Annotated in this window: 15 protein-coding genes; 10 read left to right on the forward strand and 5 right to left on the reverse strand. The window is 63.6% G+C overall.

Annotated features, from left to right (window positions below):
• Positions 1-73: 73 nt before the first annotated feature.
• From G6N68_RS12455 to G6N68_RS12465, 3 genes are all read left to right on the forward strand, one after another.
• The gene (locus G6N68_RS12455) at positions 74-6,967 is read left to right on the forward strand and encodes a PPE family protein (protein ID WP_163712280.1); all 6,894 of its coding nucleotides are present in this window, start codon (positions 74-76) and stop codon (positions 6,965-6,967) included.
• Between the two features lie 191 nt (positions 6,968-7,158).
• Positions 7,159-9,096, forward strand: a complete 1,938-nt coding sequence (locus tag G6N68_RS31480) for a glycoside hydrolase family 64 protein (protein WP_163712283.1) — start codon at positions 7,159-7,161, stop codon at positions 9,094-9,096.
• A gap of 231 nt (positions 9,097-9,327) precedes the next feature.
• Complete coding sequence (locus tag G6N68_RS12465; RefSeq protein WP_163712286.1) at positions 9,328-10,119, forward strand: SDR family oxidoreductase; 792 nt, start codon at positions 9,328-9,330, stop codon at positions 10,117-10,119.
• 175 nt (positions 10,120-10,294) lie between these two features.
• Here G6N68_RS12465 and G6N68_RS12470 read toward each other — a convergent pair whose 3' ends face one another.
• On the reverse strand, positions 10,295-11,176 hold the full coding sequence (locus tag G6N68_RS12470; RefSeq protein WP_163712289.1) for a hypothetical protein: 882 nt from the start codon (positions 11,174-11,176) through the stop codon (positions 10,295-10,297).
• Positions 11,177-11,344: 168 nt separating this feature from the next.
• On the opposite strand from G6N68_RS12470, the gene G6N68_RS12475 reads away from it, so the two are divergent.
• Positions 11,345-12,508, forward strand: coding sequence for an aldose epimerase family protein (locus G6N68_RS12475; RefSeq protein WP_163712292.1), 1,164 nt, complete (start codon positions 11,345-11,347; stop codon positions 12,506-12,508).
• 42 nt (positions 12,509-12,550) lie between these two features.
• Here G6N68_RS12475 and G6N68_RS12480 read toward each other — a convergent pair whose 3' ends face one another.
• Positions 12,551-13,102, reverse strand: coding sequence for an MPT63 family protein (locus tag G6N68_RS12480; protein ID WP_163712295.1), 552 nt, complete (start codon positions 13,100-13,102; stop codon positions 12,551-12,553).
• Positions 13,103-13,510: 408 nt separating this feature from the next.
• Between G6N68_RS12480 and G6N68_RS12485 the strand changes: the two genes are divergently transcribed.
• Together G6N68_RS12485 and G6N68_RS12490 are read left to right on the forward strand one after the other, a co-directional pair.
• Complete coding sequence (locus tag G6N68_RS12485; RefSeq protein ID WP_163712299.1) at positions 13,511-13,996, forward strand: pyridoxamine 5'-phosphate oxidase family protein; 486 nt, start codon at positions 13,511-13,513, stop codon at positions 13,994-13,996.
• A 130-nt stretch (positions 13,997-14,126) separates the two neighbouring features.
• Positions 14,127-15,461 carry a DUF5933 domain-containing protein gene (locus G6N68_RS12490; protein WP_240355736.1) on the forward strand — a complete coding sequence of 445 codons (1,335 nt, stop codon included), beginning with the start codon at positions 14,127-14,129 and terminating at the stop codon, positions 15,459-15,461.
• Here G6N68_RS12490 and G6N68_RS12495 read toward each other — a convergent pair.
• Together G6N68_RS12495 and G6N68_RS12500 are read right to left on the reverse strand one after the other, a co-directional pair.
• Positions 15,458-16,615: a class I SAM-dependent methyltransferase gene (locus tag G6N68_RS12495; protein WP_163712306.1), complete on the reverse strand. Its 1,158-nt coding sequence runs from the start codon at positions 16,613-16,615 to the stop codon at positions 15,458-15,460. The genes G6N68_RS12490 and G6N68_RS12495 overlap by 4 nt on opposite strands.
• A gap of 128 nt (positions 16,616-16,743) precedes the next feature.
• On the reverse strand, positions 16,744-17,640 hold the full coding sequence (locus G6N68_RS12500) for a class I SAM-dependent methyltransferase (protein ID WP_163712308.1): 897 nt from the start codon (positions 17,638-17,640) through the stop codon (positions 16,744-16,746).
• A gap of 112 nt (positions 17,641-17,752) precedes the next feature.
• On the opposite strand from G6N68_RS12500, the gene pdxR reads away from it, so the two are divergent.
• Positions 17,753-19,144, forward strand: a complete 1,392-nt coding sequence (gene pdxR, locus G6N68_RS12505; protein WP_163718530.1) for a MocR-like pyridoxine biosynthesis transcription factor PdxR — start codon at positions 17,753-17,755, stop codon at positions 19,142-19,144.
• A 592-nt stretch (positions 19,145-19,736) separates the two neighbouring features.
• Entirely contained in the window at positions 19,737-21,119 is a 1,383-nt protein-coding gene (locus G6N68_RS12510; RefSeq protein ID WP_163712311.1) for a cytochrome P450, read from the forward strand.
• 5 nt (positions 21,120-21,124) lie between these two features.
• On the opposite strand, the gene G6N68_RS12515 is transcribed toward G6N68_RS12510, so the two are convergent.
• Positions 21,125-22,507, reverse strand: coding sequence for a DEAD/DEAH box helicase (locus G6N68_RS12515; RefSeq protein ID WP_163712314.1), 1,383 nt, complete (start codon positions 22,505-22,507; stop codon positions 21,125-21,127).
• A 404-nt stretch (positions 22,508-22,911) separates the two neighbouring features.
• On the opposite strand from G6N68_RS12515, the gene G6N68_RS12520 reads away from it, so the two are divergent.
• Together G6N68_RS12520 and G6N68_RS12525 are read left to right on the forward strand one after the other, a co-directional pair.
• Positions 22,912-23,079, forward strand: coding sequence for a hypothetical protein (locus G6N68_RS12520; protein WP_163712316.1), 168 nt, complete (start codon positions 22,912-22,914; stop codon positions 23,077-23,079).
• Between the two features lie 61 nt (positions 23,080-23,140).
• Entirely contained in the window at positions 23,141-24,166 is a 1,026-nt protein-coding gene (locus tag G6N68_RS12525; RefSeq protein ID WP_163712319.1) for an AbrB family transcriptional regulator, read from the forward strand.
• Positions 24,167-24,170 lie beyond the last annotated feature (4 nt).

The following is a 24,170-nucleotide window of genomic DNA, read 5'->3' on the forward strand; positions in this document are numbered from 1 at the left end:
CTAGGCGCCCCCGACGGGACGTCACTGCACCGACGCCATAGGGGCGGCGGGCAACGGTTCCCGGGGGAAGATTTTGAGTTTTGCGGTGCTGCCGCCTGAGGTCAACTCGGCGCGGCTCTACTTCGGCGCTGGCGTAGGGCCGATGTTAGAAGCGGCGGCCGCCTGGCGGGGATTGGCCGTCGAGTTGGGCGTGGCAGCGACCTCGTTCTCGTCGGTGACTGTCGGCCTTGCGGCCTCCTCGTGGCAGGGGCCGGCGGCGGCGACGATGGCGGGTGCGGCGGTGCCCTACCTGGAGTGGCTGCGTGCGGCGGCGGCGCAGGCCGAGCAAGCCGCCGAGCAGGCGCAGGTGACGGCGTCCGCATTTGAGGCGGCGTTGGCGGCGACGGTGCATCCGGAGATCGTCTCCGCCAACCGCGCTGCGTTTGCGCAGATGGTTACTTCGAATCTGTTCGGGCAAAATGCTCCCGCGATCGCCACGGCTGAGGCCCAGTACGAGCAGATGTGGGCCCAGGACGTGGTCGCGATGTCCGACTACCACGCCGGCGCCGCCGCCTCCGTTTCGGTGTTGACGCCCTTCACCTCGCCCTTGCAGAAGGTGGTTGGCGCGGTCCGTGCAAGCATCCCGAGCCTGGGGACCCTCGTTCGCGACATCGGCTTGGCCAACGTCGGCCAGGGCAACATCGGCAACGCAAACATCGGCAACGCAAACATCGGCTTCGGCAACATCGGCAGCGGAAATTACGGCAGCGGCAACCGGGGCAGCGGGAACATCGGGTTCGGAAATGTGGGTCCGGCGCTGACGCCAGCGCTGAAGAACTTCGGCTTCGGCAATACCGGCAGCGGGAACATCGGCATTGGCAACACCGGCGACGGCAACATTGGTTTCGGGCTGACCGGCAACAATCAGCGAGGCATCAATCTCACTGGCGGATTGAACTCGGGCACGGGCAACATCGGTTTGTTCAACTCGGGCACCGGAAACTTCGGCATCGGCAACTCGGGCACCGGCAACACCGGAATCGGCAACTCCGGTAGCGCCAACACCGGCTTCTTCAACTCCGGCATAGCCAACACGGGCTTCGGGAACACCGGAAGCTACAACACGGGCAGCTCGAACCCCGGAGACTCCAATACGGGTGCCTTCAACCTGGGCAGGGCCAACACGGGTTACTTCAACACCGGCAATTACAACACCGGCATCGCGAATTCGGGCAATGTCAACACCGGGGCCTACAACGCGGGCAACTTCAACAACGGCTTCTTGGCGCGGGGCAACAACACCGGTCATCTATTCGGCGGCAGCGCGGGCTTCTTCAACTCGACCTCCGTCCCGTCGTCGGGCTTTTTCAACGACGGCAGCGGTAGCGCATCGGGCCTCTTCAACTCCGGTGCCAACAATTCTGGCTTCCTGAACACTGCGGTCGACGCGATCGGCAACAACTCCGGCCTAGCCAGCACCGGGATGCGGCAATCGGGTTTTTTCAACGCGGGCAACACCGTGTCGGGTATAGCGAATGAGAGCCTGGTGCCGACGAGGACGGCGGCCTTCATCTCGGGCTTTTTCAACAACGGCGCCAACATAGCGGGTTTCTCCGGCGGGCCGCCGTCCGGAAATGATAGTAATTACGGCCTCGGGAACATCGGGCTGGGTAACTTCGGACTCGGCAACACCGGGAACGCAAACATCGGAAATGCGAACCTCGGTGACGGAAATTTCGGCCTCGGAAACCTAGGCAGCTCGAACGTCGGCGGCAGCAACATCGGCGTACAAAACTTCGGTAGCGCGAATGTCGGAACCTTTAACTTGGGTGCTGGCAACCTGGGTAATCTCAACAAGGGCTGGGGCAACCTCGGCGACAATAACTTCGGCTGGGGAAATGCCGGCAGCCTGAACCAGGGGTTTGCGAATACCGGGAACAACAACATCGGATTCGGTAATACCGGCAACCACAACGTCGGCATCGGACTCCCCGGCGATGGTCAGATTGGGATCGGGGCCCTGAATTCGGGCGCTGGAAATATCGGCCTGTTCAACTCGGGGACCGGAAATGTCGGCCTGTTCAACTCCGGCACTGGAAACGTCGGGATCGGCAACTCGGGCAGTGGGAACTGGGGGGTTCTCAACGCCGGTGCGGGAAACTGGGGCAGCCATAACCCTGGTGCCGGAAACACGGGATTCGGCAACGTCGGCGATGCTAACACGGGTTGGTTTAACAGCGGTGGCTTCAACACCGGAGGTTTCAATGCGGGCAATGCCAACACGGGCAGTTTCAATGTCGGCAACACAAACTCGGGCAGCTTCAATCCAGGCCACATCAATACCGGGCTACTCAATACCGGTGATGTCAACACCGGCCTGCTGAACTCAGGAGATTTCAATAATGGTGTCGCGCAGGCGTCCGACAACCAGGGTCACATTGGCATCGACCTGAGCCTCAGAATTCCCTCTATCGCGATAAACCAGTCGCTTGTTATACCGATAAATCAAACAATAACTTTACCGGGTACGGTAATTCCGATCACCCGAGCCGGCCAGATATTCCCTGCCCTCGACGCGCCGGGTGGGGGCTTATTTTTCGGCCCCGTTATTCTCGGTCATTCCGAGCTGAATATGTCCAGCGCGGTAGTCGCCATCGGCGGACCAGGCATCAACCTGCCGATCAGCGTTTCCGGCGCCCTGGAGGGTAGCGAAATCGTATTTCTCAGAGTTCCCGGGGGACCTGGGTTCGGGAACACGGTGACTCACCCTTCATCGGGGTTCTTCAACTCCGGTGGGGGCGGTGTTTCGGGCTGGCAGAACTTTGGCGCAAACGCTTCCGGCATCTGGAACAGCGGCGTGGCGGGCGCGTCAGGAAACTCTGGCGTACAGAACTTCGGCTCGTTGCAATCCGGCTTCCTGAACCTAGGCGACAGCGTGTCGGGAATCTACAACACGAGCGTGGTGAATCTGGCAACGGCGACCGACGTCTCTGGCTCACCCAACGTCGCGATGGCGGGTGTGTTCAGCACCCCGTCGGGCCCCGTCTTCACCACCGGACTCGCAAACCTCGCCAATACGAAACTGGGCTGGGGAAACCTCGGCGACGTGAACTTCGGGTTCGGCAATCTCGGCAGCAACAATCTTGGCAACGGGAATACCGGCGGCAACAACTGGGGCTGGGGCAACACCGGCGACGGCAACATCGGCTTCGGCAATACCGGCAACAACAACGTCGGCATCGGACTGACCGGCAACAACCAGCAGGGCGTGAATTTAGCTGGCGGGCTGAACTCGGGTACCGGCAACATCGGCCTGTTCAATTCCGGCACCAACAACATCGGAATCGCCAACTCGGGCAACGGGAACGTGGGCATCGGCAACTCCGGTGACTTCAACATCGGGATCGGCAATGCCCACAGCGCCAACCTCGGTTTGTTCAACACCGGCGTTTCCAGCACCGGCATCGCCAATGCTGGCAGCTACAACACCGGCGCGTTCAACACGGGCGACTTCAACACCGGCCTCGCCAACGGGGGTGACTTCAACTCGGGGTTGTACAACACCGGCAACTACAGCACCGGTTTTGCCAACTCGGGCGACATAGCGACCGGCGCCTTCCTATCCGGCGACATGAGCAACGGCTTGTTGTGGCGGGGCAGTCAGCAGGGGCTGTGGGGCGCTGGCTACGGGATTCACATTCCCGTGATTTCCGCACAATTGACCCTCGATGTTCCCGTCAACATCCCAGTCACGGTCGGCCTCGGCACGTCCGTTTACAGCGGTATCACGTTGTCGGACTTGCACATTGGTTCTAATGGCGACCTCGGTATCTTATCGCCGATAAGGGCTGCCACCGTTCGAACGCTCGACATCCCGGAGATCAGGATTCTCGGTCCGGCGAGCTCGCTGAACATTGGCGCTGCCGATGGTTCGACAAGGATGTTTGTCCCCATCACGTTCAGCCTCGGACCCGCTGACCTGACGTTGTTCAACTTTAAGGCGACCACCGGCTTCTTCAATACCAGTGCCTTACCGTCCTCGGGCTTCTTCAATGGGGGGCCCGGCTCGGTGTCGGGTATCTCGAACGTCGGTGCCAACATCTCGGGCTTCCAGAATGTGGCGTTGAACGGGTCCTCGGGCTTCAATAACTACGGTTCGCTGCTATCGGGTATCGCGAACCTCGGCGACCAGGGGGCATCGGCCGCGATGCCGGTGCTTAACGTGGGCTTGGCCAATGTCGGCAACAACCTCGGGTTCGGAAACGTCGGGGACAACAACATCGGCTTTGGAAACACCGGAAACAACAATGTTGGGTTCGGAAACTCCGGCAACGGCAATGTTGGCATCGCAAACGTCGGAACCTTCAACGTCGGGCTCGGAAACCTCGGCGACAATAACGTCGGCCTGGCCAACGTAGGCAACGTCAACGTCGGAATCAGCAACGCGGGCAACGACAACCAGGGCCTGGCCAACACCGGCAACGTCAACGTCGGCCTGGTGAACACCGGAAACAACAACGTCGGCATCGGATTGACTGGTAACCACCAGCAAGGCCTCGATTTCGATGGCGGGCTGAACTCGGGCACCGGCAACACCGGCTTCTTCAATTCGGGCACCAACAACTCCGGCCTGTTCAACTCGGGCACCCAAAACGTTGGCATCGGCAACTCGGGCACCGACAACTGGGGCATCGGCAACACCGGTCTCACCAGTACGGGCTTGTTCAACGCCGGCAACGTCAACACAGGTTTGTTCAACGCCGGCAACATCAACACCGGCATTGCCAACACTGGCGATTACAACTCCGGCAGCTTCAACGCGGGCAGCTTCAACACCGCCAGCTTCAACCCGGGCTTCTACAACACCGGCTGGTTCAACACGGGCAAATACAACACCGGTTTCGCCAACCACGGCAATGTCAACACCGGCGCCTTCAACTCGGGCACCTACAGCAACGGCATGTTCTGGCGCGGTGATTTCCAGGGCTTGCCGGGCGCCAACTACACGGTGAGCATTCCCGACCTTCCCATACCGCTCAACCTGCGTGTGCCGGTCTACCTCGATATCCCGATCACGGGCTCGTTCGGCGTCATCAGGGCCGAGGGTTTCACCCTGCCAGCGATCACGGCCGACGTGGAATTCTCTGGGTCCAGCGCCGCCAGGGCCGTCACTATCCGTCCAATCACACTCCCGGACTTTGTGATTGACCTCGCCCCGGTAGGTACACGTATTGGTGTCGGCGGCCTGGCAACGCCCGTCATCGACATCGGTGCCGCCCCCGGTCTGTTCCCGATCAAGCTTCCCTTCATCGACGCATCGCCGGTTCCGGGCTTCTGGAATAGAACAGATGTTCCGTCGTCGGGCTTCTTCAACAATGGTCCGGGTACCGTGTCGGGCTTCGGCAACACCGGCACCAACACGTCCGGTTTCTTCAACCTCACTTCGGGCACCTCGGGAATGTCCGGCTACAAGAACTTCGGCGACCTGACATCGGGTTTGTCCAATCTCGGCGGAAGCATCTCCGGTCTCCTCAACACGGGGACGCTGAATCTTGCGGCGCCGGACAGTATTTCGGGCTTTCAGAACATCGGCACCAGCCTCGCTGGCTTCGTCAACAACGATCCGATCACCAACCTTGGCATCGCAAACCTCGGCCTCGGAAATATCGGCGGCGGTAACGTCGGCAGCAGCAACCTCGGCTTCGGTAACGTCGGCACCTTCAATGTCTTTTCCGGAAACCTGGGCAACTACAACATCGGCTCGGGCAACTTGGGCGACAACAACTTTGGCCTGGCGAACTTCGGCAACTTCAACCACGGCTTTGCCAACAGCGGCAACAACAACCTCGGCATTGCGAATACTGGCGACAACAACATCGGCATCGGGCTCACCGGCCACAACCAGCTGGGCGTCAATATCGCTGGCGGGCTCAATTCGGGCACCGGAAACATAGGGCTGTTCAATTCGGGATCCAATAACGTCGGCGTGTTCAACTCGGGCACCGGTAACATCGGCATCGGAAATTCGGGCATCGCCAACCGGGGAATCGATAACTCGGGCAACGGAAACTGGGGCCTAGGGAATGGGGGAGCGTTCAACGCCGGCATCGGCAACGCGGGCGCGTTGAACACAGGTCTTTACAACCCCGGCTCTTCGAACACTGGCATGTTCAACACGGGCAGCACCAACACGGGCAGCTTCAACGCTGGCAACTACAACACCGGTGACTTCAACACTGGCGACGTGAACACCGGTTGGGCGAACTCGGGTGACGTCAACACCGGCGCCTTGAATGCGGGCAACTTCAACAACGGCATCTTGTGGCACGCTGACTACCAGGGCCTGTGGGGCACCCGCACCGAAATCGGCATTCCGGAATTCCCAATTCTGAACTTGGACATCGTCATCCCCGTCGATCTCCCCGTGCCCGTCGACTTGAGCTTCCTCTCCTTCCAGAAGTTCACGGTCCCGCTGCCCACGGCAAGCACACCATTTCTCCGCAACTTCAATTTCGGGCCCATCAACATTCCGATCCACGTCACGATGCCCGTCATCGAGATCACCATCGGCCAAGTCGACGGTGCGACGTCAGTTCCGATCCATGTCCACAGCAGCGTGGGCCCCGTCAGGGTGCTGCTGCTGGATATCCCAGCCACCCCGGGCTTCGGAAACTCGACCACCACCCCCTCGTCAGGCTTCTTCAATTCCGGTCCCGGCAGTTCGTCCGGCTTCGGCAACTTCGGACACAACTCAGGCTTCTGGAACACCCTGTCGGGCGGCGCCGGAAACTCTGGAATGCAGAACTACGGCTCGATGGAATCGGGCTGGACGAATCTTGGTCGGACCGGTTCGGCCATCGTCCACTCCGCGACAAACCTTGCGACACTGACCAATTTCTCCCGCTTGTTCAATGTCGGCACCTACCTGCCCAGCATCTTCAACGCCGCCAAAGGCGCCGTGTCACGGATCGGAAACCTCTTTGGCTAAGGCGCAAGATGGATGCGAGCAATCGTCGAATTGACAGCTCCGAACCTCGTGATGCCTCGTGATGCCCAAGCACTGCCGTCGAGTCTAGGGGCCGGATACTTCCAATTTTTACGACACCGTTGATTTGTGGCTGATCACTGGTCAGACTCATTCGTGGTTCTCTCCCTGAACACGGTGCTCGGAGGTGCGGAATGTCGTTTGTCAGTGTGGCGCCCGAGTTGGTGGCGACAGCGGCTTCGGATTTGGCGCGTATCGGTTCGTCGATCAGTACGGCCAATGCGGCGGCGGCGAGTTCAACCACGATGCTGCTTGCCGCTGCCGAGGATGAGGTGTCGGCGGCGATCGCGGCGTTCTTGGCCGAGCACGGGCAGGCTTATCAGACGGTCAGCGCCCAGGCTGCGGCGGTCCATCAGCGGTTTGTGCAAGCCATCACTGCGGGGACGGGTGCCTATGCGGTCGCCGAGGCGGCCAGTGCCTCCCCATTGCAGCTCCTTGAGGAAAGTGTCTTGGGTGTGATCAATGCGCCCTTCAAGACTTTGTTGGGGCGCCCGCTGATCGGTCACGGCACCGATGGGGCTCCCGGGACCGGTCAGGCCGGGGGACCGGGCGGAATCTTGTGGGGCAACGGCGGTAACGGTGGATCGGGGGCACCGGGACAAAACGGCGGAGCCGGCGGAGCGGCGGGATTGTTCGGCCATGGCGGTGCTGGTGGGGCGGGCGGCACCGGACTTACCGGTACGTCGACTTCCGTCCCGGGGCAGACCGGGGGAGTTGGTGGAGCCGGTGGAGCGGGCGGGGTTGGGGGCCGCGGCGGGCTGATCTACGGCAATGGTGGGGCAGGCGGTGCCGGCGGGCTCGGAGGTACGGGCGGGGTCGGGGGCCCGGCAGACGGCTCCGGCTTCTTCGGTGCCGGCGGCCCTGGCGGCACCGGCGGCCTCGGTGGCGCGGGTGGTGCCCCCGGGCTCCTTGGAATCGCTGGTCAGACTGGCTTCACCGGAGCCGACGGCCTGCCCGGCGGATTTCGCCTCGGTCCCATCGTCAATAACACCGGCCTCAGCGACACGGAGGTCTACCTGACCCTTCTCGGCCAGACCACACCCGGTCATTGGTCCTGGGTCGACCAGAACGGTGTCGCCCACGCGATCGACCACAGCGCCGCCAACGCCCCCGACCACCTCACCCACAACGGAGTGAACTACGCCAATATGTCGTTCACTCTCGCCGACGCCACGAATCTCTCGATACCGTCCGAATTTCAAGGCGCCCGAATATTTGTGTCGCTGAAGAACCCGCTCTATATCGGCATTGCGCCCGACAACTCGGGCTGGGCAGGTCTTGAGCCCTTCAACCCAGTCGATCCGAACTACAACACGGTCTACGACTGGTACGAGATGACCTACAAGTACGGCCAAGTCCACTTCGGTGGCAACACCACGCAGGTGGACCAGTTCGGGTTGCCGTTCACATTCACGCTGGCGCAGCAGTCCACCGGCTTTGCCGACACCCGCGGCATTACTTTGTCGCGCGCCGACGTGTTCCAGCAGTACGCGGCCACACTCCCGTCCGAGTTCCAGGCACTGATGCTCAGCGACAGCAACGGCGAACTGCTGAGGATTGTGGCGCCGCGGACCGCCCAGCCCGGTGGCCTGGCCACCTGGCTGGATCAACCGATCGACCAATTCTGGACGCACTATCAGGCCAACCAATTCCTGTACAACGGCCCCGGGTACACGGTGACTGGCGGCGTCGACTCCAACACCCACCAGTTTGTCTACACCGTGACCCCCGACGGGGGCACTGGCTCGACATTCACGATGGCCAAGCCCACTACGGCACAAACCTTTGCCGCCGATGGCCCATTCGTCGGCTCGGATACCCAGGGGGCTTTCCTCGCCGAACTCAACGCGGCGTTCAACCGCGGTGTGGCGCTCACACCCGATCAATGGGCCGACGTCGCCGCCTACTATCCGACGGGCGGGCGATGGAACAACTGGGCGCAGTTCTTCCACACCATCAACATCGACAACCTCGCCTATGGGTTCCCCTATGACGACGTGAACAGCCAGAGTTCGGTGCTGATCCTCAGCAACTCTCAACCGCCGACTCAGCTGTCGTTTGTTCTTGGCTGATGCGCGCCAGCGATGGCTGGCCCGTCCCTCTGCCGGCCACGACACCACGGCATCGAGTGCGCTGACGCCCTTGGGCCGTGTCGCGATCCCGGCTACGGCCCGAGCGGCCCATCGGCCCAGGGTTCCTAACGCGAGTCCGGTGCTGCCTCCGGCACCGCCGGGCCGGACACAGGGGGTTGGAATCCGGCGAATTCATCCGTCCAGAGGACATCAAGCGGTAGACCTGTACCTGTGAAGATCGACGGGGCCGTAGCGGTGGTGACAGGAGCAGGTTCGGGCATTGGCAGGTCCATTGCGGCCGCGCTGGCATCGGCCGGTGCCTCCGTAGTGGCCGGCGACATTGACGCCGGTTCGGCCGCCGAGACGGCTGCGATGATCGGGGGCGTCGCGGCGGAGGCGGACGCCGCGAGCACGGACGGCATCGCGACTCTGCTCGACACCGCGCGCCGTTCGTTCGGCCCGGTAGATATCTACGTCGCCAATGCCGGTATCAGCGGCCAGTTCGGCCTCGGCGACGACGAAGCCGCCTGGGACCAAATCATCGACATCAACGTGCGCGCCCACGTCCGCGCGGCCAAAGCTGTTGTGCCGGAATGGCTTGAGCGTTCCGGCGGACATTTCGTCGCCGTCGCCTCGGCGGCCGGCCTGCTGACCCAGCTCAGTGCAGCGCCCTATAGCGTGACCAAGCACGCAGCCGTCGGTTTCGCCGAGTGGTTGGCTATCAACTACGGCGACGAGGGAATCGGTGTGAGTTGCGTGTGTCCGATGGGAGTGGACACCCCGATGCTGCGCGGCATGTCCGACTCACCGGACGCGCAGATGCGGATGGCTGCCGCCGCCGTCACCAGCGCCGGCCCGGTGATCGGCCCGGACGCCGTCGCCGCCCTCGTGGTCCAAGCCATCGTCGACGGTACGTTCTTGGTGCTGCCGCACCCTGAGGTGCTGAACATGTATCGGCAGAAGGGAGCCGATTACGATCGGTGGATCGCCGGGATGCGCCGCTATCAACGCACCCTGGGGTAGCGGTCCACGGGCGGGCTCCGCAGATCAGGCGTCGGACTCGCCGCCGCCGACACTACTGGCAGAGCTCAAAGGTATTCCGGTGCAATACTTCTCAGGCAAGAGTGTCCGGCGCCGCGCACGGCGTCCAAGTTCCGCCAACCGAACTCGAACCCGACACCAGAGGTCATTCCGTTCTCTAGGTGGCAGGAGGAGCCGCGGTGAAAGGGACTTCTACGCCACGTTGAAATGACAGAGCCGCACTCTGGATTACCAACGCGGCAGCCAATATGCCTATCCATAACCAGGCCTCGCCCGGGGAGATATGCACGGCGGGATTCGCATATCCCAAAAGTGCGACCGAGCGCATGATCACGGCGACGGCTACGGCGATCGTCGTGTACGGCACGAACGTCTGGATGCGTTGTGCCACAAGGCCGACAGGCATTTCCGAACGCCGCCTCTTTCTCCCCAGCGCCCAAAGGACTGCGCACGCGATCGTGATCCCCACCGGTACGGGAACCGCGAGGTGATTGGCCTGGTCCCACAGCGGTTGAAGCGGCTGCCGCGTCTCAGAATTGCCCAGCGCGAGTGCAAGATGCCCGAGCGTCTGTTGAACAAACGACACGGTAAGCGCGGGGGCGAGCACCACCAGGATGAAGACGCAGTGCTTGGCGAGTGTCCCTGAGGTACCCGAAAAGAACTGCACCACGGCATAAAGCAACGTATAGACGGAAGCCGCCAACGAGACGGCGGCCAACACCGCAGCGGACGTGGCTCGCCCCTCGGTGATTGCGCATCCGCTCTCACCGGCAAGCAGGCTGTAGCGCAGGGTTGTCAGCACCAGGCCCAGAAACGCGCACACCAACGCAAGCCCGACTTGGGTTTCGTGCGCGGCCTCCCGCGGCCCCGGTGCACGCCCTTCTCCCCGGCGCCGATATGCGCGGTCCAGCACCAGATTGATGACGACGAAGGCAAAGCCTGCAAGAACGGCGGTGAACTGCGCGTAGCTTCTGGCCACAATCGAGGGGTCGAAGCCGTACCAAAGTTCGCAGGGCTCAGCAATGAGTTCGGTGAGCACCGTCGGATACTACGGGCAACTAACGCCGGGCCTGCTGGTAAACGCGCACGATTTCGCTTATCGGACAACACTGCAAGATCGCGCTGACCGCTGTTCGCGTCGATGCAGCGTTATCCTCGTCGAGGTGCCGGAGCCGGTTGAGGCCCCGACGGAGCCTACGAGGAGCGCATGCGTAACGCACTGTTGCGTCAACTGTTTGCCATCGCGGGTGCGGTGGGATTGGCGGCGTGTAGCAACATGGCCCCGAAACCCGCGGGCCCGCCGTCGATCACGAGCGAGCCATTCGGTCATATCGGCGATACCCCGGTGGAGCGATACACGCTCACCAACGGGCACGACATGCGGGTACGAATCCTGACCTACGGTGGCATCATTCAGTCACTAGAGGTGCCCGACCGCGCCGGCCATGTCGACAATGTGGTGCTGGGCTTTCCGGATCTGGCCGGCTACTTGGACAACACTGGGTCCGCCAAGACCTATTTCGGGGCCATCATCGGCCGCTACGGCAATCGGATCGCCAAGGGTGCATTCACGCTGAACGGTAGCGAATACCACTTACCAATCAACAACAACGGCAACAGTTTGCATGGCGGCACCGCGGGGTTCGACACGAAGGTATGGCGGGCACGTCCGCAGAGCGGTAAAGACGCAGTCAGCCTGGAGCTGCAATATGTAAGTCCCGCAGGCGAAATGGGCTATCCCGGAACGCTCACGACGACCGTCGCCTACACCTTGGACCAGCAGAACGAATTGCGCATCGATTACCACGCGACCACCGACGCGCCGACGGTGATCAACCTGACCAATCACAGCTACTTCAATCTGGCCGGTGAAGGTACCCGCGACGTCTACGCGCAACAGGTCACCATCAACGCCGACAAATACCTGCCGACCGACACCACACAGATTCCGACAGGGGAGATCGCGCAGGTGAAGGGCACCCCGTTCGACTTCACCTCACCGGCCGCGATCGGCGCGCGCATCACTGTGGACGACCCCCAGTTGATGCTGGCCCGGGGTTACGACCACAACTGGGTGGTCAACCGCGGCAACAACTCTGGGCTGGTAGAGGCGGCCAGGGCCGAGGACCCGCAGACGGGCCGTACCCTGATCGTCTCCACAACGGAGCCTGGAGTGCAGTTCTACACGTCCAACTTCATCGACGGGACGCTAACGGGCACCAGCGGCCGTACCTACCAGCGGGGCGCGGGATTCACGATGGAGACCCAGCACTATCCGGACTCACCGAATCACCCGAACTTTCCAACCACCGTGCTGAACCCAGGCGAGACCTACCGTTCGACAACGGTATTCGCCTTCAATGCCAAATAGCCAGGTTACGAAGAACCGGTACGGCACCGAGAAACGTAGCGCTTACCTCGTCGGCGTTGGAGGCGCACCCGGTACCGGGTTTGAGCTCGACGGCTCACTAGGAGTCGCGGATCCGGGCATGTTTGACGTCCAGATCAGGATGTCTTGCAGTCCGTCGTTATAGACAACTCCGTTGGCTGGCGCACCGGTCACATCGAAGTACAGCGTGCCGGTCGATTCCTGGCCCTGCGGGATTGGCGACCGGTTGAGTCCGTTCGGAACCTGAACATCGTCGACCAGCTCGTAGGTCTGACCGTTGGGGCCGCGGGCACTGAAGTTTTTGACCATGGGTGTGACCGTGCCGGCGTCCGACCTAGCGGTGATTTCTGCCTGGTAGAGCGTGCCTTCCGGGGTGTAACCAGGAATGGCGATGTTGCTCGGCCGGAGGTTGCTCACCGTGTAGGTGGTGGTCATGGGCCCGCTGATCAGCTGTTGGCTGGTGCCGAACGGCTGGACATTCGGCGCCGCCGAGGAAACTCCTACGCCGAAAACGCCTGCCGTAGCTATTCCCACGGCACCGATGGCCGTTTTGAATGTGGTGGTTGTGAATCTCACGATGAGCTCCCTTGATTTTCTTCGCAATTCGCCGCGCGGTCACCCAGTCGGGGACAAACCGCACATACGGGGCATAACCCGAGGTCAGCCGTCCAAACCTGCCCTGCAGTGGTAAATGTCTTGGTTTCTCGTGCCGTCGGCCGGTCGGCGGTGTGCGCCGCACGTCGAACGTGCGGCCTATTTACCGCCACCGCGCGAAACCGGGCCATTTCCCTCACGCTCGGCGACCCGCGATGGCGAGGCGGCGTTGCGCCGCACGTCGAACGTGCGGCCTATTTACCGCCACCGCCCGAAACCGGGCCATTCCCCTCACGCTCGGCGACCCGCGACGCGACCCGCGAGGCGACCCGCGAGGCGGACTTCGCGCGTACATGAGCGACAGCCGTGCGGGGTAGGACTAAGGGTGTGATGAATGCCCAGGAACTAGCTCAGGAACTCGGCCACCCCGGTGCCCAACAGCTGCTCGCAGGTTCGATGGCCCGGCTCGCTTACAACGGACATGACGGCTTCCCCAGAGTCATCCCCGTCGGGTTTTACTGGACCGGCGACCGCATCGTGGTGTCCACGGCACCGACGTCCCCGAAAGCCCGCGCGCTGTCATCCCGCCCGCAAGTCGCAATGACGATCGACACCGGTTCCACCCCCGAAGAAGCCAAGGCGCTCTTGATGCGCGGCGTCGCCACCCTCGAAACCGTCGACGGTGTCACCGAGGAGTACCTCGCGGCGGCGAGGAGCTCAATGGACGAACCCCGAGCTGCCGAATTCGAAGACAACGTGCGCTCGACCTACAAGCAGATGGTGCGCATCTCGATCGAGCCGCTCTGGGCGCGGTTCTATGACTTTGGCGCCGGCCGGTTACCCGCATTTCTGGCGGACCTCGTCAACGACGGCTAGTCCGCATCTCTCGACGACCGGTCGAGGTTCCTGCTGGGTTTCTACCTGTGTCGTCCATCTGACACTTAAACTTCTGCGGGTGTTCACCGACGAGTTGCGACGCGTTCCGACACGCGCTCGACTCGCGCGCATCTGGCCGCCGCTCGCCGTCGCGGCGATCGCCCTTATCCTGGTCGCGTTGCAGGTCACCGCGCACAAGGCCGGCTTCCAAGGCCCCCTGCACAGCCTGCTCAGCGACTACGTGGCCGCTCCGAAGTCGGTCACGGTGCCCTGGGTCGGTTTCGGTCTGGCCATGGCCGGGTTGTCCAACCGCTGGCGGATCGCCGCACTTTCCGTGGCCGTGGCTCTCGACGTCGCCTTCGCCGCCGAGCGCCTGGTGCGCGGCGGCGGGTTGGCGTTTGGCAACGGTCCGCTGATCGTCATCACCGGATTGGCTGCAGTGGCCGTCTACCGCTGGGTGAAGGGGGAATCCATACCGGCCTTCCGCGGAGTCGGTTTCGGCCTCCTGCTCATCATCGCGACAAAGGTCGGCGACAGCTGGCTGAGCATCACCGCGATCACCCGCCCAAAGGTCGTCGACGAGTATGCGTTGCTCGCCGATCACGCCCTGGCGCAACCGTCTTGGCTCTTCGGTCGGCTGGTCGAAGCGGGCGGGCCCGTGCTCTACGGGGCACTGCACTGGGTGTACATCGAGTTGCCAGCCGCAGCCCTGGTGGTCGCGTTCTACCAGCTGCGCAACGTGCGCACCGAAGGTTGGCCTCGTCACTTTCTGGTCCCGACGTTCCTGGTGCTCGGATTGGTCGGGCCGTTGATCTACCTGCTGTTTCCGTTGGTGGGCCCCGCCTTCGCCTTCGGCGCGGGCGGTGGGGGCTTCCAGATCGGCGACTACTGGCCGCACACCCTGCCCCCGATCGACATGGCGCCAGCAGCCGTGCCCTTCGACAGCAAGACCCCGCGCAACTGCATGCCCTCGATGCACACGGCTTGGGCGCTCGCGGTGTTCATCCACTCCCGTCCCGGCCCACGTTGGCTACGCGCAGGCGGCTCGTTCTGGCTGGCATGCACCATCGCGGCGACGCTTGGCTTCGGCTACCACTACGGCGTCGACCTTGTGGCGGGCGCGGTGTTATGCCTGACGGCCGAGGCGGTATTGCGCGAACCGGTGCGAGGTCGCATTTGGACGCGGGTGGGGTTTGTGGCGTTCGGTGCGGCCTTCTTGACGGTCTTGGTGCTGTGCTGCCGCTATCTGGCCGAGGAGATGGCACGCCATCCGTTCGTCTTCGGGCCACTGATCATCGGGGCGACGGTAGCTTTCGTCTCCACCTTCTACGCGACCTTCTTCGCTCGGCCGGCTCAGGCGGCCGCACCCGAGGACGCCACGACATTGCCCGTTCGCGGCGGCTTGACCGCGGCCATGCTGGCGGGCGAGCCGGCGGCCCAGCCCGAGCCGGGGTCGACCCGCTAGCCCCGCTTACGGCAGATCAGCAGTGCCTCGATGTAATCGCAGCGATGGCGGCCCGGGTCTTCGGCGACGCGCTCCTCAAGCTCTCCGAGGAAATCGGCGAGAAGACCCGCAGCACGTGTCTCACCCTCACGGGCGAAAGCACCCAGGAAAAGCGGCCCGCCCCACGCCGTCGCACTCTTGACGTAGTCGCGGGCGAACACCGCCGGATCGACATGCCAGTACGGGTTGTCGAGCCGGAACAACTCGGCGCTTTCGAGTTCTAGTCCCGCAAACCGCCCGCCGCCTGCTTCGAACGGAGCCCGGAATTCGTCGAGCGTGCGCGACCACACCGGAACGACGGCCGCCTCGACGGTAGTGGCACCGATCCGCCCCGCTCGACGCCAGTCGGCGAGCAGCCGATTCATGTCGCCGATGAGTTCGGTGTAGAGCCCCGTCCGGTCGGGGCATGCAGCAGGCGAGGCCGGGACGGCAGCGATGAACGACCCACCCGGTGCCAGTTCTGCTGCGCGCATCTCGAGCAGTTGTTCCCAGTTCCGCTCGGCCGCAAGGCGCCATGCGCGGCGCTCGTCCTCGTCCGTGTGGTCGGGGTAACCGGGGAATACCGAGCCTGTCGAGGGCAGTCCGGCGGCGTCGGCAACCCAGTGCATGCATGTCCCAGTCACCGCGATGTGCACGGTGCCGTGGGGCAGGGAGGGAGCCTGGTGAAGCGGGATTCCGGCCATCGAGACGACCGTGGCGGGAGTTGGCTGCGCATCGAGCGCTCGCCGGCAGGCCTCGCCGTGCGCCTCCGGCGCGGCGTAGTGGGCGCCCGTTCCGGTGTCGGCGACCCCGGGGCCGGACTCGCCCAATGCGGGGATCACGGCGAAATCGCCCGCATCCACCGCGGGGCCGAAAGCGTTCCGCAGATGGCAGGCGGCCACACTCCATGCGTTGGTGGGCAGATCGACGAGGGTGTAGACCAGCGGGCGTCCGCTGCGCAGGACGGTCAGATCGCGAATGAGGTCGTGCGAGTTCACGCCGTCCGCGGCGCCCAGATCTGCCACCCGCAACACCGGTTCGGTGCTCAGCTCTTCCGCGGCGGCCCGCACGGCGGGGTGGGTCGCTTCAAAGGCGGCGCGTTGCGAAAGAGCATGGCGCGCATAGTCATCCGCCATGCCCGAAAGCTCGGGACGTGCTGACGTGGCGCCTCCTTTCCGCGCGGGCGTCGCCCACAGTCGCCAGCGCGATCGGAACATCCTCCCACGGGTTCTTGTGCCCGCCAAGGCGACAACTTCAGCGCATTTCACATGCGATCCGCTGTCGCGACCGCCAGCCAGCTGTCGTCCGACAGTCGACTGCGGCGCGCCGGGTCATATCGGTTCAGCAACCCTTCGACGGTTAAATGCTCGCGCGGCTGAAAGAGGTGGTCGGTGAGGAGGGCATCTAGACCGGCCTCGGTGAAGTCGCTTCGATACGGTTCGCCGCGCCGGGCGACCATGCGCGCAACGCGGCCGGCGCTCTTCCATGAGGTGTGTCCAGCGACGACACCCGCACGGATGTAGTCGACGACCAGACGGCTACCGGGCGCGCAGATTTCGGCCAAGTCGGCGAGGGTTGCGCTAATGGCGCCGCTGGTCAAATACGGTGTGACACCAAGCCAAATGATCAGGGTCGGCCGGGACGGATCGTATCCGCTGCCGATGAGGCACTCGCGCAGCACGCGATGCTCAAAATCGCATGGCACCCAGCTGATTTCACAGTCACGACGTGTTGACAGGAGGCGCTGGGTCACCAGCCACTTGTGGGCTTGGGTGGTCGGCGCGTCCACCTCGAAAACCCGCACTCCGGTAGTGCCGTGGCGCAGGCTGGTGGTGTCGAAGCCCGTACCGAGCAGGACGACTTGGTCGATTCCGTCGCGGATTGCGCCGTCGAGCGCATCGTCGGCGTAGCGCACCCGCAGCATGATGTGGGCGTGCAATCCGCCCCAGAGACGGTCGATTCCACGAAGTGCGGCATCCGCCAAACGTGGGTGCGCCAGCATGGCGCGCAACGCGGGGTGCGCGACGAAGTGCCGGGAGTACGGGTCGTCGATGAGACGACGGTCCGGCGGCCGCAGCGATTCCGCCGCGCGTTGGGCAGCGTTGAGCTGCGCGGTCAAGCTCGCCGTCCGGTCAAGACGCCGATTGGCTACGACGACCATTTTCGCCACCTTTGGGTGTAGGGATCTGCGCGCCACCGACACTAGGAGCAGCACCGGTCCGACTGTAAGGTCCAATTACATGTCGAATTCGTGGACCAGTGAGGTCGGCGGCATCGACTTGCACCTGGATCTTCCGGCTGGCCGTGGTCGCCGCTCGGCGCTCGAAGTCGCGCTGCGACAAGCCATTCGAGATGGCCGCCTCGCTCCGGGGGCGCCTTTGCCATCCTCGCGTGCGCTGGCCGCTGAGCTAGGGCTGGCGCGCGGAACGGTCGTCGAGGTCTATGCACAACTGGCGGCAGAGGGATATCTACGCACTCGGCCGGGCGCAGCGACCGAGGTCGCGCACGGGCTGCACCTCCCGACGCCGGTGAACGCGGAGCCGGCTAGTTCTCGCCACGTGGCCGACTTCCGCCTCGGCCGTCCCGACCTCAGCATGTTCCCGCGCGGCGAATGGCTGCGTGCGATGCGCCGGGCCGTGCAGGTGACGGCGTATTCCGAACTCGGACCGGCAGATCCACGCGGCTCGACGCGGCTACGCGCGGCGCTGGCCAACTACCTGGGACGCGTGCGCGGAGTGCTCACCACCCCGGAGCACATCGTGATCTGCAGTGGCTTCACCCAGGGCCTGCGGTTGGTGTGTGATGCGCTGGCCGCCAACGGCGCGCACTCGATCGCGCTGGAAAACCCGTGTCTGCCCGATCATCGCAGCATCCCAGCCGCCAGCGGACTTGCCGTAGTCCCGCTCGAAGTCGACGGTCGGGGTGCCCGGCCGGAGCGCTGCCCCGCGGCAGTTGCGGCGGTGGTGCTCACCCCGGCGCATCAGGCCCCGCTGGGCGCGACGCTTGAGGCCGACCGGCGTGCCGAGTTCGTCCGGGTTGCGACGACGCGCGATGTGTACCTCGTCGAAGACGACTACGACGGTGAGTTCCGCTACGACCGCCATCCCGTCGGGGCGCTGCAGGGTCTCGCGCCCGAGCACACGATCTATGCGGGCAGTGCCAGCAAGAGCCTGGCCCCGGGGCTCCGCCTGGGGTGGTTGGCACTGCCCACATCCCTCGTCGATGCGGTGGTCGAAGCAAAACGACGTGCCGACCGCGGCACCGACGTGTTCGCGCAGTTGGCACTGGCGCAGATGATCGAGTCGGGTGGTCTCGACCGCCATATCCGACGGATGCGTCGGCTCTACCGTCATCGACGCGACGCGCTCGTCACCACCGTCCACCAGCACGCACCTGCCGTATCGGTTCAAGGAATTGCTGCAGGACTCCATGCCGTCATCTCGCTACCAGAAGGCGTCTCGGAGGCCGATGTTCTGACCGCGGCAGCGCAACGCAACATTGCCCTCACGGGGCTAACCCCGTTCTGGCACAGCACAAATCGCGGTCCAGAGGGAGATGCGGAGGGAATCGTCGTCGGTTACGGGACGCCGGCACAGCACGGATACACCACTGCCCTTGAACACCTGGGGCGCTTGCTGGGTGCAGCGACAAGGACATCGGCGTAGTGGTGCGGTCCGAGGTCGGTGGCGCACCGTAAGCCTCAGGATCGGGCCGGTCACTGCTAATACGGAAAACGACCAAATGACGCTGCGTATCAATTTCTTGACCTTGTGTTTCAAATAGTCTGTGCCAGACAAATTGACCCAATTCTTTGACTCCTTGTTTCATTATCGAAGAATGGCGTGCCAGCCGTTGACAACCACTCGCTCTTGAGCGAGGCTAAAAACCGCCTGTTGAAAAGTCACTCAGCGGTGTGAGTCGCTACGTACAGTCCAGAGCAGGCGGTTCGATCTGGTCAGATAGTTGCGACGAGGTCGTCCGTGGAACGAAATCAGTAAAGGAGGTTCAAACAGCTAACAGCGTTGTTCCGGAAATACCAGAACAATTGTTCAGCGCTGGCTGACGTTAAAAGATTAAGGCGGGGTAGAGGGCAGTTATGCAGATTGCAGTTGACATCCAGGACTCGGTTACCTGCACCGAGAAAAATAGTGCGGGGTATGGCGACGTGAATGTCGTCCTAGAAATGAATTTCGGCGCACCGACCCGGCGGGTTGGGGATGTTGCCGGCGCCGCTGTGGTACCTAGCGGGTGTGTCAGATGACTAGCGGATTGGCAGGTAATAGGTCCCTGAGCCCCGATGCGGACGTAGTTGGCGGTGCGGTCACGGACGCGACGACCACGAGCCTGAGTTTCCCGCCGGGTCCCGGAACTTCACCCCGGTATAAGGCGCTGTTCTGGTATCGACGGGCGCAAGTCATCGACCAGTGTGTGCGGCGGTACGGTGATGTCTTTTCCTTGACCGTTCCCGTGTACGGCCACGCTGTGGTGGTGGCCGAACCGGAGCACGCGCGCCAAGTGTGCACGGCTTCCAACGAGGAGGTGGGCTGCAGCACACCGAACCTGGGTGGGCTACTGGGCGCGAGTTCGGTTTTTGGCCTCGATGGAGCCGAACACCGTCGGCGCCGCCGTTTACTGGCTCCGCTTTTCCATAGCCGGCATTTCCGCCACTTTGAGCAGATTTTCGTCGAAGAGACGCTACGAGAATGCGAAACATGGCCTGAGGGCGAACATTTTGCACTGCTGCCCTCAACGACCCGGCTAAGCCTGGAAATCATGCTCCGGGTCATATTCGGAAGCCAGGATGGCAGTCTGAACGAGCTGCGCCGAATAGTCCCTCCGCTGGTCTCGATGGGTTCGACGTTGGCCGTTCTACCGGTGCCGCGCTCAGTGCGGCGGCGCATAAAGGGCAGATACACGCCGTGGGGCAGATTCCTGGAGCAACGGGATGCCTACCACGAACTCATTCGTCGCCTCGTTGAGATGCGCAAGGCCGACCCGGATTTCGATAGTCGGGACGATATTCTGACTTCGCTACTCAAGAGCAGGTACGAGGACGGTTCCGCGATGTCCGTCAAGGAGATCGCGGACGAGGTTCTCACCCTGCTCGCCGCGGGGCATGAAACCACGGCCGCGACGCTGGCTTGGACGTTCGAGCGGATCACACGTCATCCCGATGTGCTCGCCGCGGTAACCGAGGAAGCCTTCACAGATGGCAACGAGTACCGACGGGCGGTCATCGCCGAAACGCAGCGGGCGCGCCCGGTCATAGCTTTGGTCGCACGCAAAGTCCACGCAGAGACATTTCAGCTCGGTGAGTGGAGTATCCCCCGCGGCACAACGATCATGATCGCGCTATCGGAGCTACACAACCGCGAGCAGGAGTATCCCGATCCACAGCGGTTTGTGCCAGAGCGATTCATCGAAAGACCCCTTCCCCCTTACGCGTGGCTACCGTTCGGTGGCGGTAGCCGACGTTGTCTGGGCTCGGTCTTCGCGACCCTCGAAATGGAGGTAGTCCTCCGGACCGTGTTGCGGCACTTCAGTGTCGAGCCGACAACGGCCGCGGATGAGCGACTTCAATGCCGGGGCGTAGCTGTTACGCCTAAGGACGGCGCACGCATCCTTGTGCACCGACGCTAACGTCGCTAGGCGATTGAGCCCTGCTGGCGCCTAGCGCGCCGGCGACCTGCTGCGCGTGGCGCTCCCAGGCTTCCGCGGTGTGACGACGCCGACCCCACCTGCGCGCGGCCGCCTGTCCCTGACGACTGAGCGCCGCCGCGCCGGCGTCGACGCCCGTCCGTGCTGTGTCGACGAGGCTGGGCCGGCTGCGACGACGCGGGGTTAGGCAGCGGAGCCCGTTTCGGGGCAATCTCGCCGACCAGCACCTGCACCGATGGAGAGTCGGCGTTCACCTGCTGTGGGGTCACCTGGATGCCCGCACGGCGCAGCAGCACCTGGGTGTCCCTGCGCTGCTCAGGTAGCACGACAGTGACGACGTCCCCACTGTTTCCGGCCCGCGCCGTGCGCCCGGACCGGTGCATGTAGGCCTTGTGTTCGCTGGGCGGATCGACGTGCACCACCAGTTCCACCTCGTCAACGTGCACGCCGCGGGCGGCGATATCCGTTGCGACTAGAACGCGCGCCTGGCCGTCGGCGAACGCGGCAAGATTGCGGTCACGTGCGGGCTGAGACAGGTTGCCGTGCAGGTCAACTGACGGTACGCCCGCCTCGGTGAGCTGCTTAGCCAGCTTGCGGGCTTGATGCTTGGTGCGCAGGAACAGAATTCGGCGGCCGGTGCCTGAAGCGAGGCGGTGTACCAACTCTTTCTTGGCTTCGGCTCCGGCTACGTGGAACACGTGGTGGGTCATCTCGGGCACCGGCGCGTTGACCTCGTCAACGGAATGCAGCACCTCGTTACGAAGGAATCGATTGACGAGCTTGTCCACGCCGTTGTCGAGGGTCGCGGAGAACAGCAGCCGTTGGCCTCCCGCCGGTGTGGCCGCCAGGATCCGGGTTACGCCCGGCAGGAACCCGAGGTCCGCCATGTGGTCGGCTTCGTCGATCACGGTGATCTCGACGGCGTCGAGGCTGATCAGACGCTGTTTCATCAAGTCTTCGAGCCGACCCGGGCAGGCCACGACGATGTCGATACCCGACTTGAGCGCGCTCACCTGCCGGCCTTGCGAAACGCCGCCGAAGATCGTGGTAACCCGCAGGCCGCAGGCGGCGGCCAACGGCTCGAGCGTCGCCGTGATCTGGGTGGCCAACTCGCGGGTGGGCGCAAGCACCAGGCCCGATGGCCGCGACGCCCGCCTGGTGCCTCCAGAAAGCCTGCTGGCCAACGGAATTGAGAAGGCCAGCGTCTTTCCGCTGCCAGTTTTACCGCGGCCCAGGACGTCACGGCCGGCGAGGGTGTCAGGCAGCGTTTCGGCCTGAATCGGGAACGGCTGGGTGATGCCGCCGGCGGCGAGGGCTTTGATCAGCGGTCCGCGCACGCCAAGGTCGGCGAAGGATTGGGTTGTAGTCACTGCTGAGGTGCCTTTCAGGCATGGTGCCGGGTCGCCGCGACGGCGTCGTCGCGGGACAGGCACAGCTGGCGAGATTGCCGGTGGGCAAAATCGATCGCCGCGAGACAAGCGTGTGCTGGTGCACGGATCATCGGAACTCGGGTGCTCGGGCCGCGATTTTCGGGCCGGCGAGCGGAGGGATGAACAAGCGTTCCACGACGTAGTTGGCATCGTTTCGGATGCCGACGTTGCTACCAACCTACCGCATGTCCGCGCCGAAGCGACCATCAGCGGTCGGAACTGCCCGGCGAACCACTCTTCGAATTGCCACGGCGAGGGCACCACCAGCTCGGTTTGCACCCCGATGAACCCCGTCGAGCGGCGAGGTGCCGGCAGCTACCGATATGTCGATAGCGTTGGGGAGCGTGAACTACCGCTTCCGCGTCGGCGACGGCGGCGCGCAGACGCCGTCCCGGGTGAACTACGCGCGAGCGTCGCGCGGCGCCTTCGTCAACACCGGCCTGCGCGCGTTGGGGCGTTACGACCTCCTGTTCGACGCTGACGGCGGCTATGTCGGGTTGCGCACCCGGTAACCGATCGGCGCTACAAGAATCACGCAAGAATCCGCCAAGGTCGGCGTTCGACGCTCCAACCATGAATCCGATCGACCTCCTCGTCGTAGCAGTTGCATGCGGAGCCTTTGCCTGGACGTTGGCGCGGTACGCGCCGAAGGCAATGCCGAACGCAGATCTGGCGGCCCAGGGCGTTCTCGGCGTCTACACCGGCTTGATGGTGCGTGACATTTCCTTCAGCGCCCTCGGCTCCAACTGGCCCATCGTCATCGCCATCACCGTCAGCACCCTGGTCGTCAGCGTCGCGGGCGGCGCACTCCTAGGTCTGCACCGTGACGTCAGCCCGCTGACCGGCGGGCTCGCGCTCGTGGCCGGCGGTTCGTCCGGACTGGTCGCCATCGCCAAAGACCTCGGCGGCGACGACCGGGTTGTCGCGGCCGTGCAATACCTTCGCGTCGCGTTGATCACCGCCGCCATGCCGGTGGTCGCGACGGTTTTCTTCCACGCCCACGCGGGAGACGGCGCGCAGATCAGCGACACCGGTTCGCTTCCTTTGCGTTTCGAATTGCCGCTCATCGCCGTCATCGTGTTGATCGGCGCGCTCAGCGGTCGTCTGGTACGCATGCCGGGTGCCGGGCTGATCGGCCCGATGGCCATCACGATCGCTCTGGAATTCTCCGGGCTCGTGCAGGGCTTCGCCGTTCCGATGCTCCTGGTCCAGTTCGCGATCATGATGATCGTCTGGCAGACCTTGCTGACCTTCAACCGGGAATCGCTGCGGGCGATCCGGCGCATTCTGCCCGGCGCGCTCGCCCTGATCATGGTGCTCAACGTCGCCGCGGCCGGCCTCGGTGTCGTGCTGGCCGACGAAGCCGGACTGAGCATGCTTGACGGTTACCTCGCGACGAGCCCGGGTGGCATATATGCGGTGCTCGGCACCGCCGCGGGTTCGGGCTCCAATGTGGCTTTCGTCATGGCGGCGCAGATCATTCGGGTCGTGCTCATGCTCTTCTCCGCGCCCTTCGTCGCGCGGATGTTCATGCGGTTCACGCCCGAAGGTGCTGCGGCGAGCACGCCGAGCCGCGAGCTGATTCCAGTCGCCGCCTGACGGT

Origin of the sequence: Mycobacterium bourgelatii (assembly GCF_010723575.1) — a bacterium.
GTDB classification, from domain to species: Bacteria; Actinomycetota; Actinomycetes; order Mycobacteriales; family Mycobacteriaceae; genus Mycobacterium; species Mycobacterium bourgelatii.

What these genes read in the sequence shown, in the direction of transcription:
- G6N68_RS12500 (WP_163712308.1), bottom strand. Translation starts at nt 17,640, where the DNA reads ATGGTCGTCGTAGCCAATCGGCGTCTTGACCGGACGGCGAGCTTGACC.
- G6N68_RS12510 (WP_163712311.1), top strand. Translation starts at nt 19,737, where the DNA reads ATGACTAGCGGATTGGCAGGTAATAGGTCCCTGAGCCCCGATGCGGAC.
- G6N68_RS12475 (WP_163712292.1), top strand. Translation starts at nt 11,345, where the DNA reads ATGCGTAACGCACTGTTGCGTCAACTGTTTGCCATCGCGGGTGCGGTG.
- G6N68_RS31480 (WP_163712283.1), top strand. Translation starts at nt 7,159, where the DNA reads ATGTCGTTTGTCAGTGTGGCGCCCGAGTTGGTGGCGACAGCGGCTTCG.
- G6N68_RS12485 (WP_163712299.1), top strand. Translation starts at nt 13,511, where the DNA reads ATGAATGCCCAGGAACTAGCTCAGGAACTCGGCCACCCCGGTGCCCAA.
- G6N68_RS12495 (WP_163712306.1), bottom strand. Translation starts at nt 16,615, where the DNA reads ATGGCGGATGACTATGCGCGCCATGCTCTTTCGCAACGCGCCGCCTTT.
- G6N68_RS12525 (WP_163712319.1), top strand. Translation starts at nt 23,141, where the DNA reads ATGAATCCGATCGACCTCCTCGTCGTAGCAGTTGCATGCGGAGCCTTT.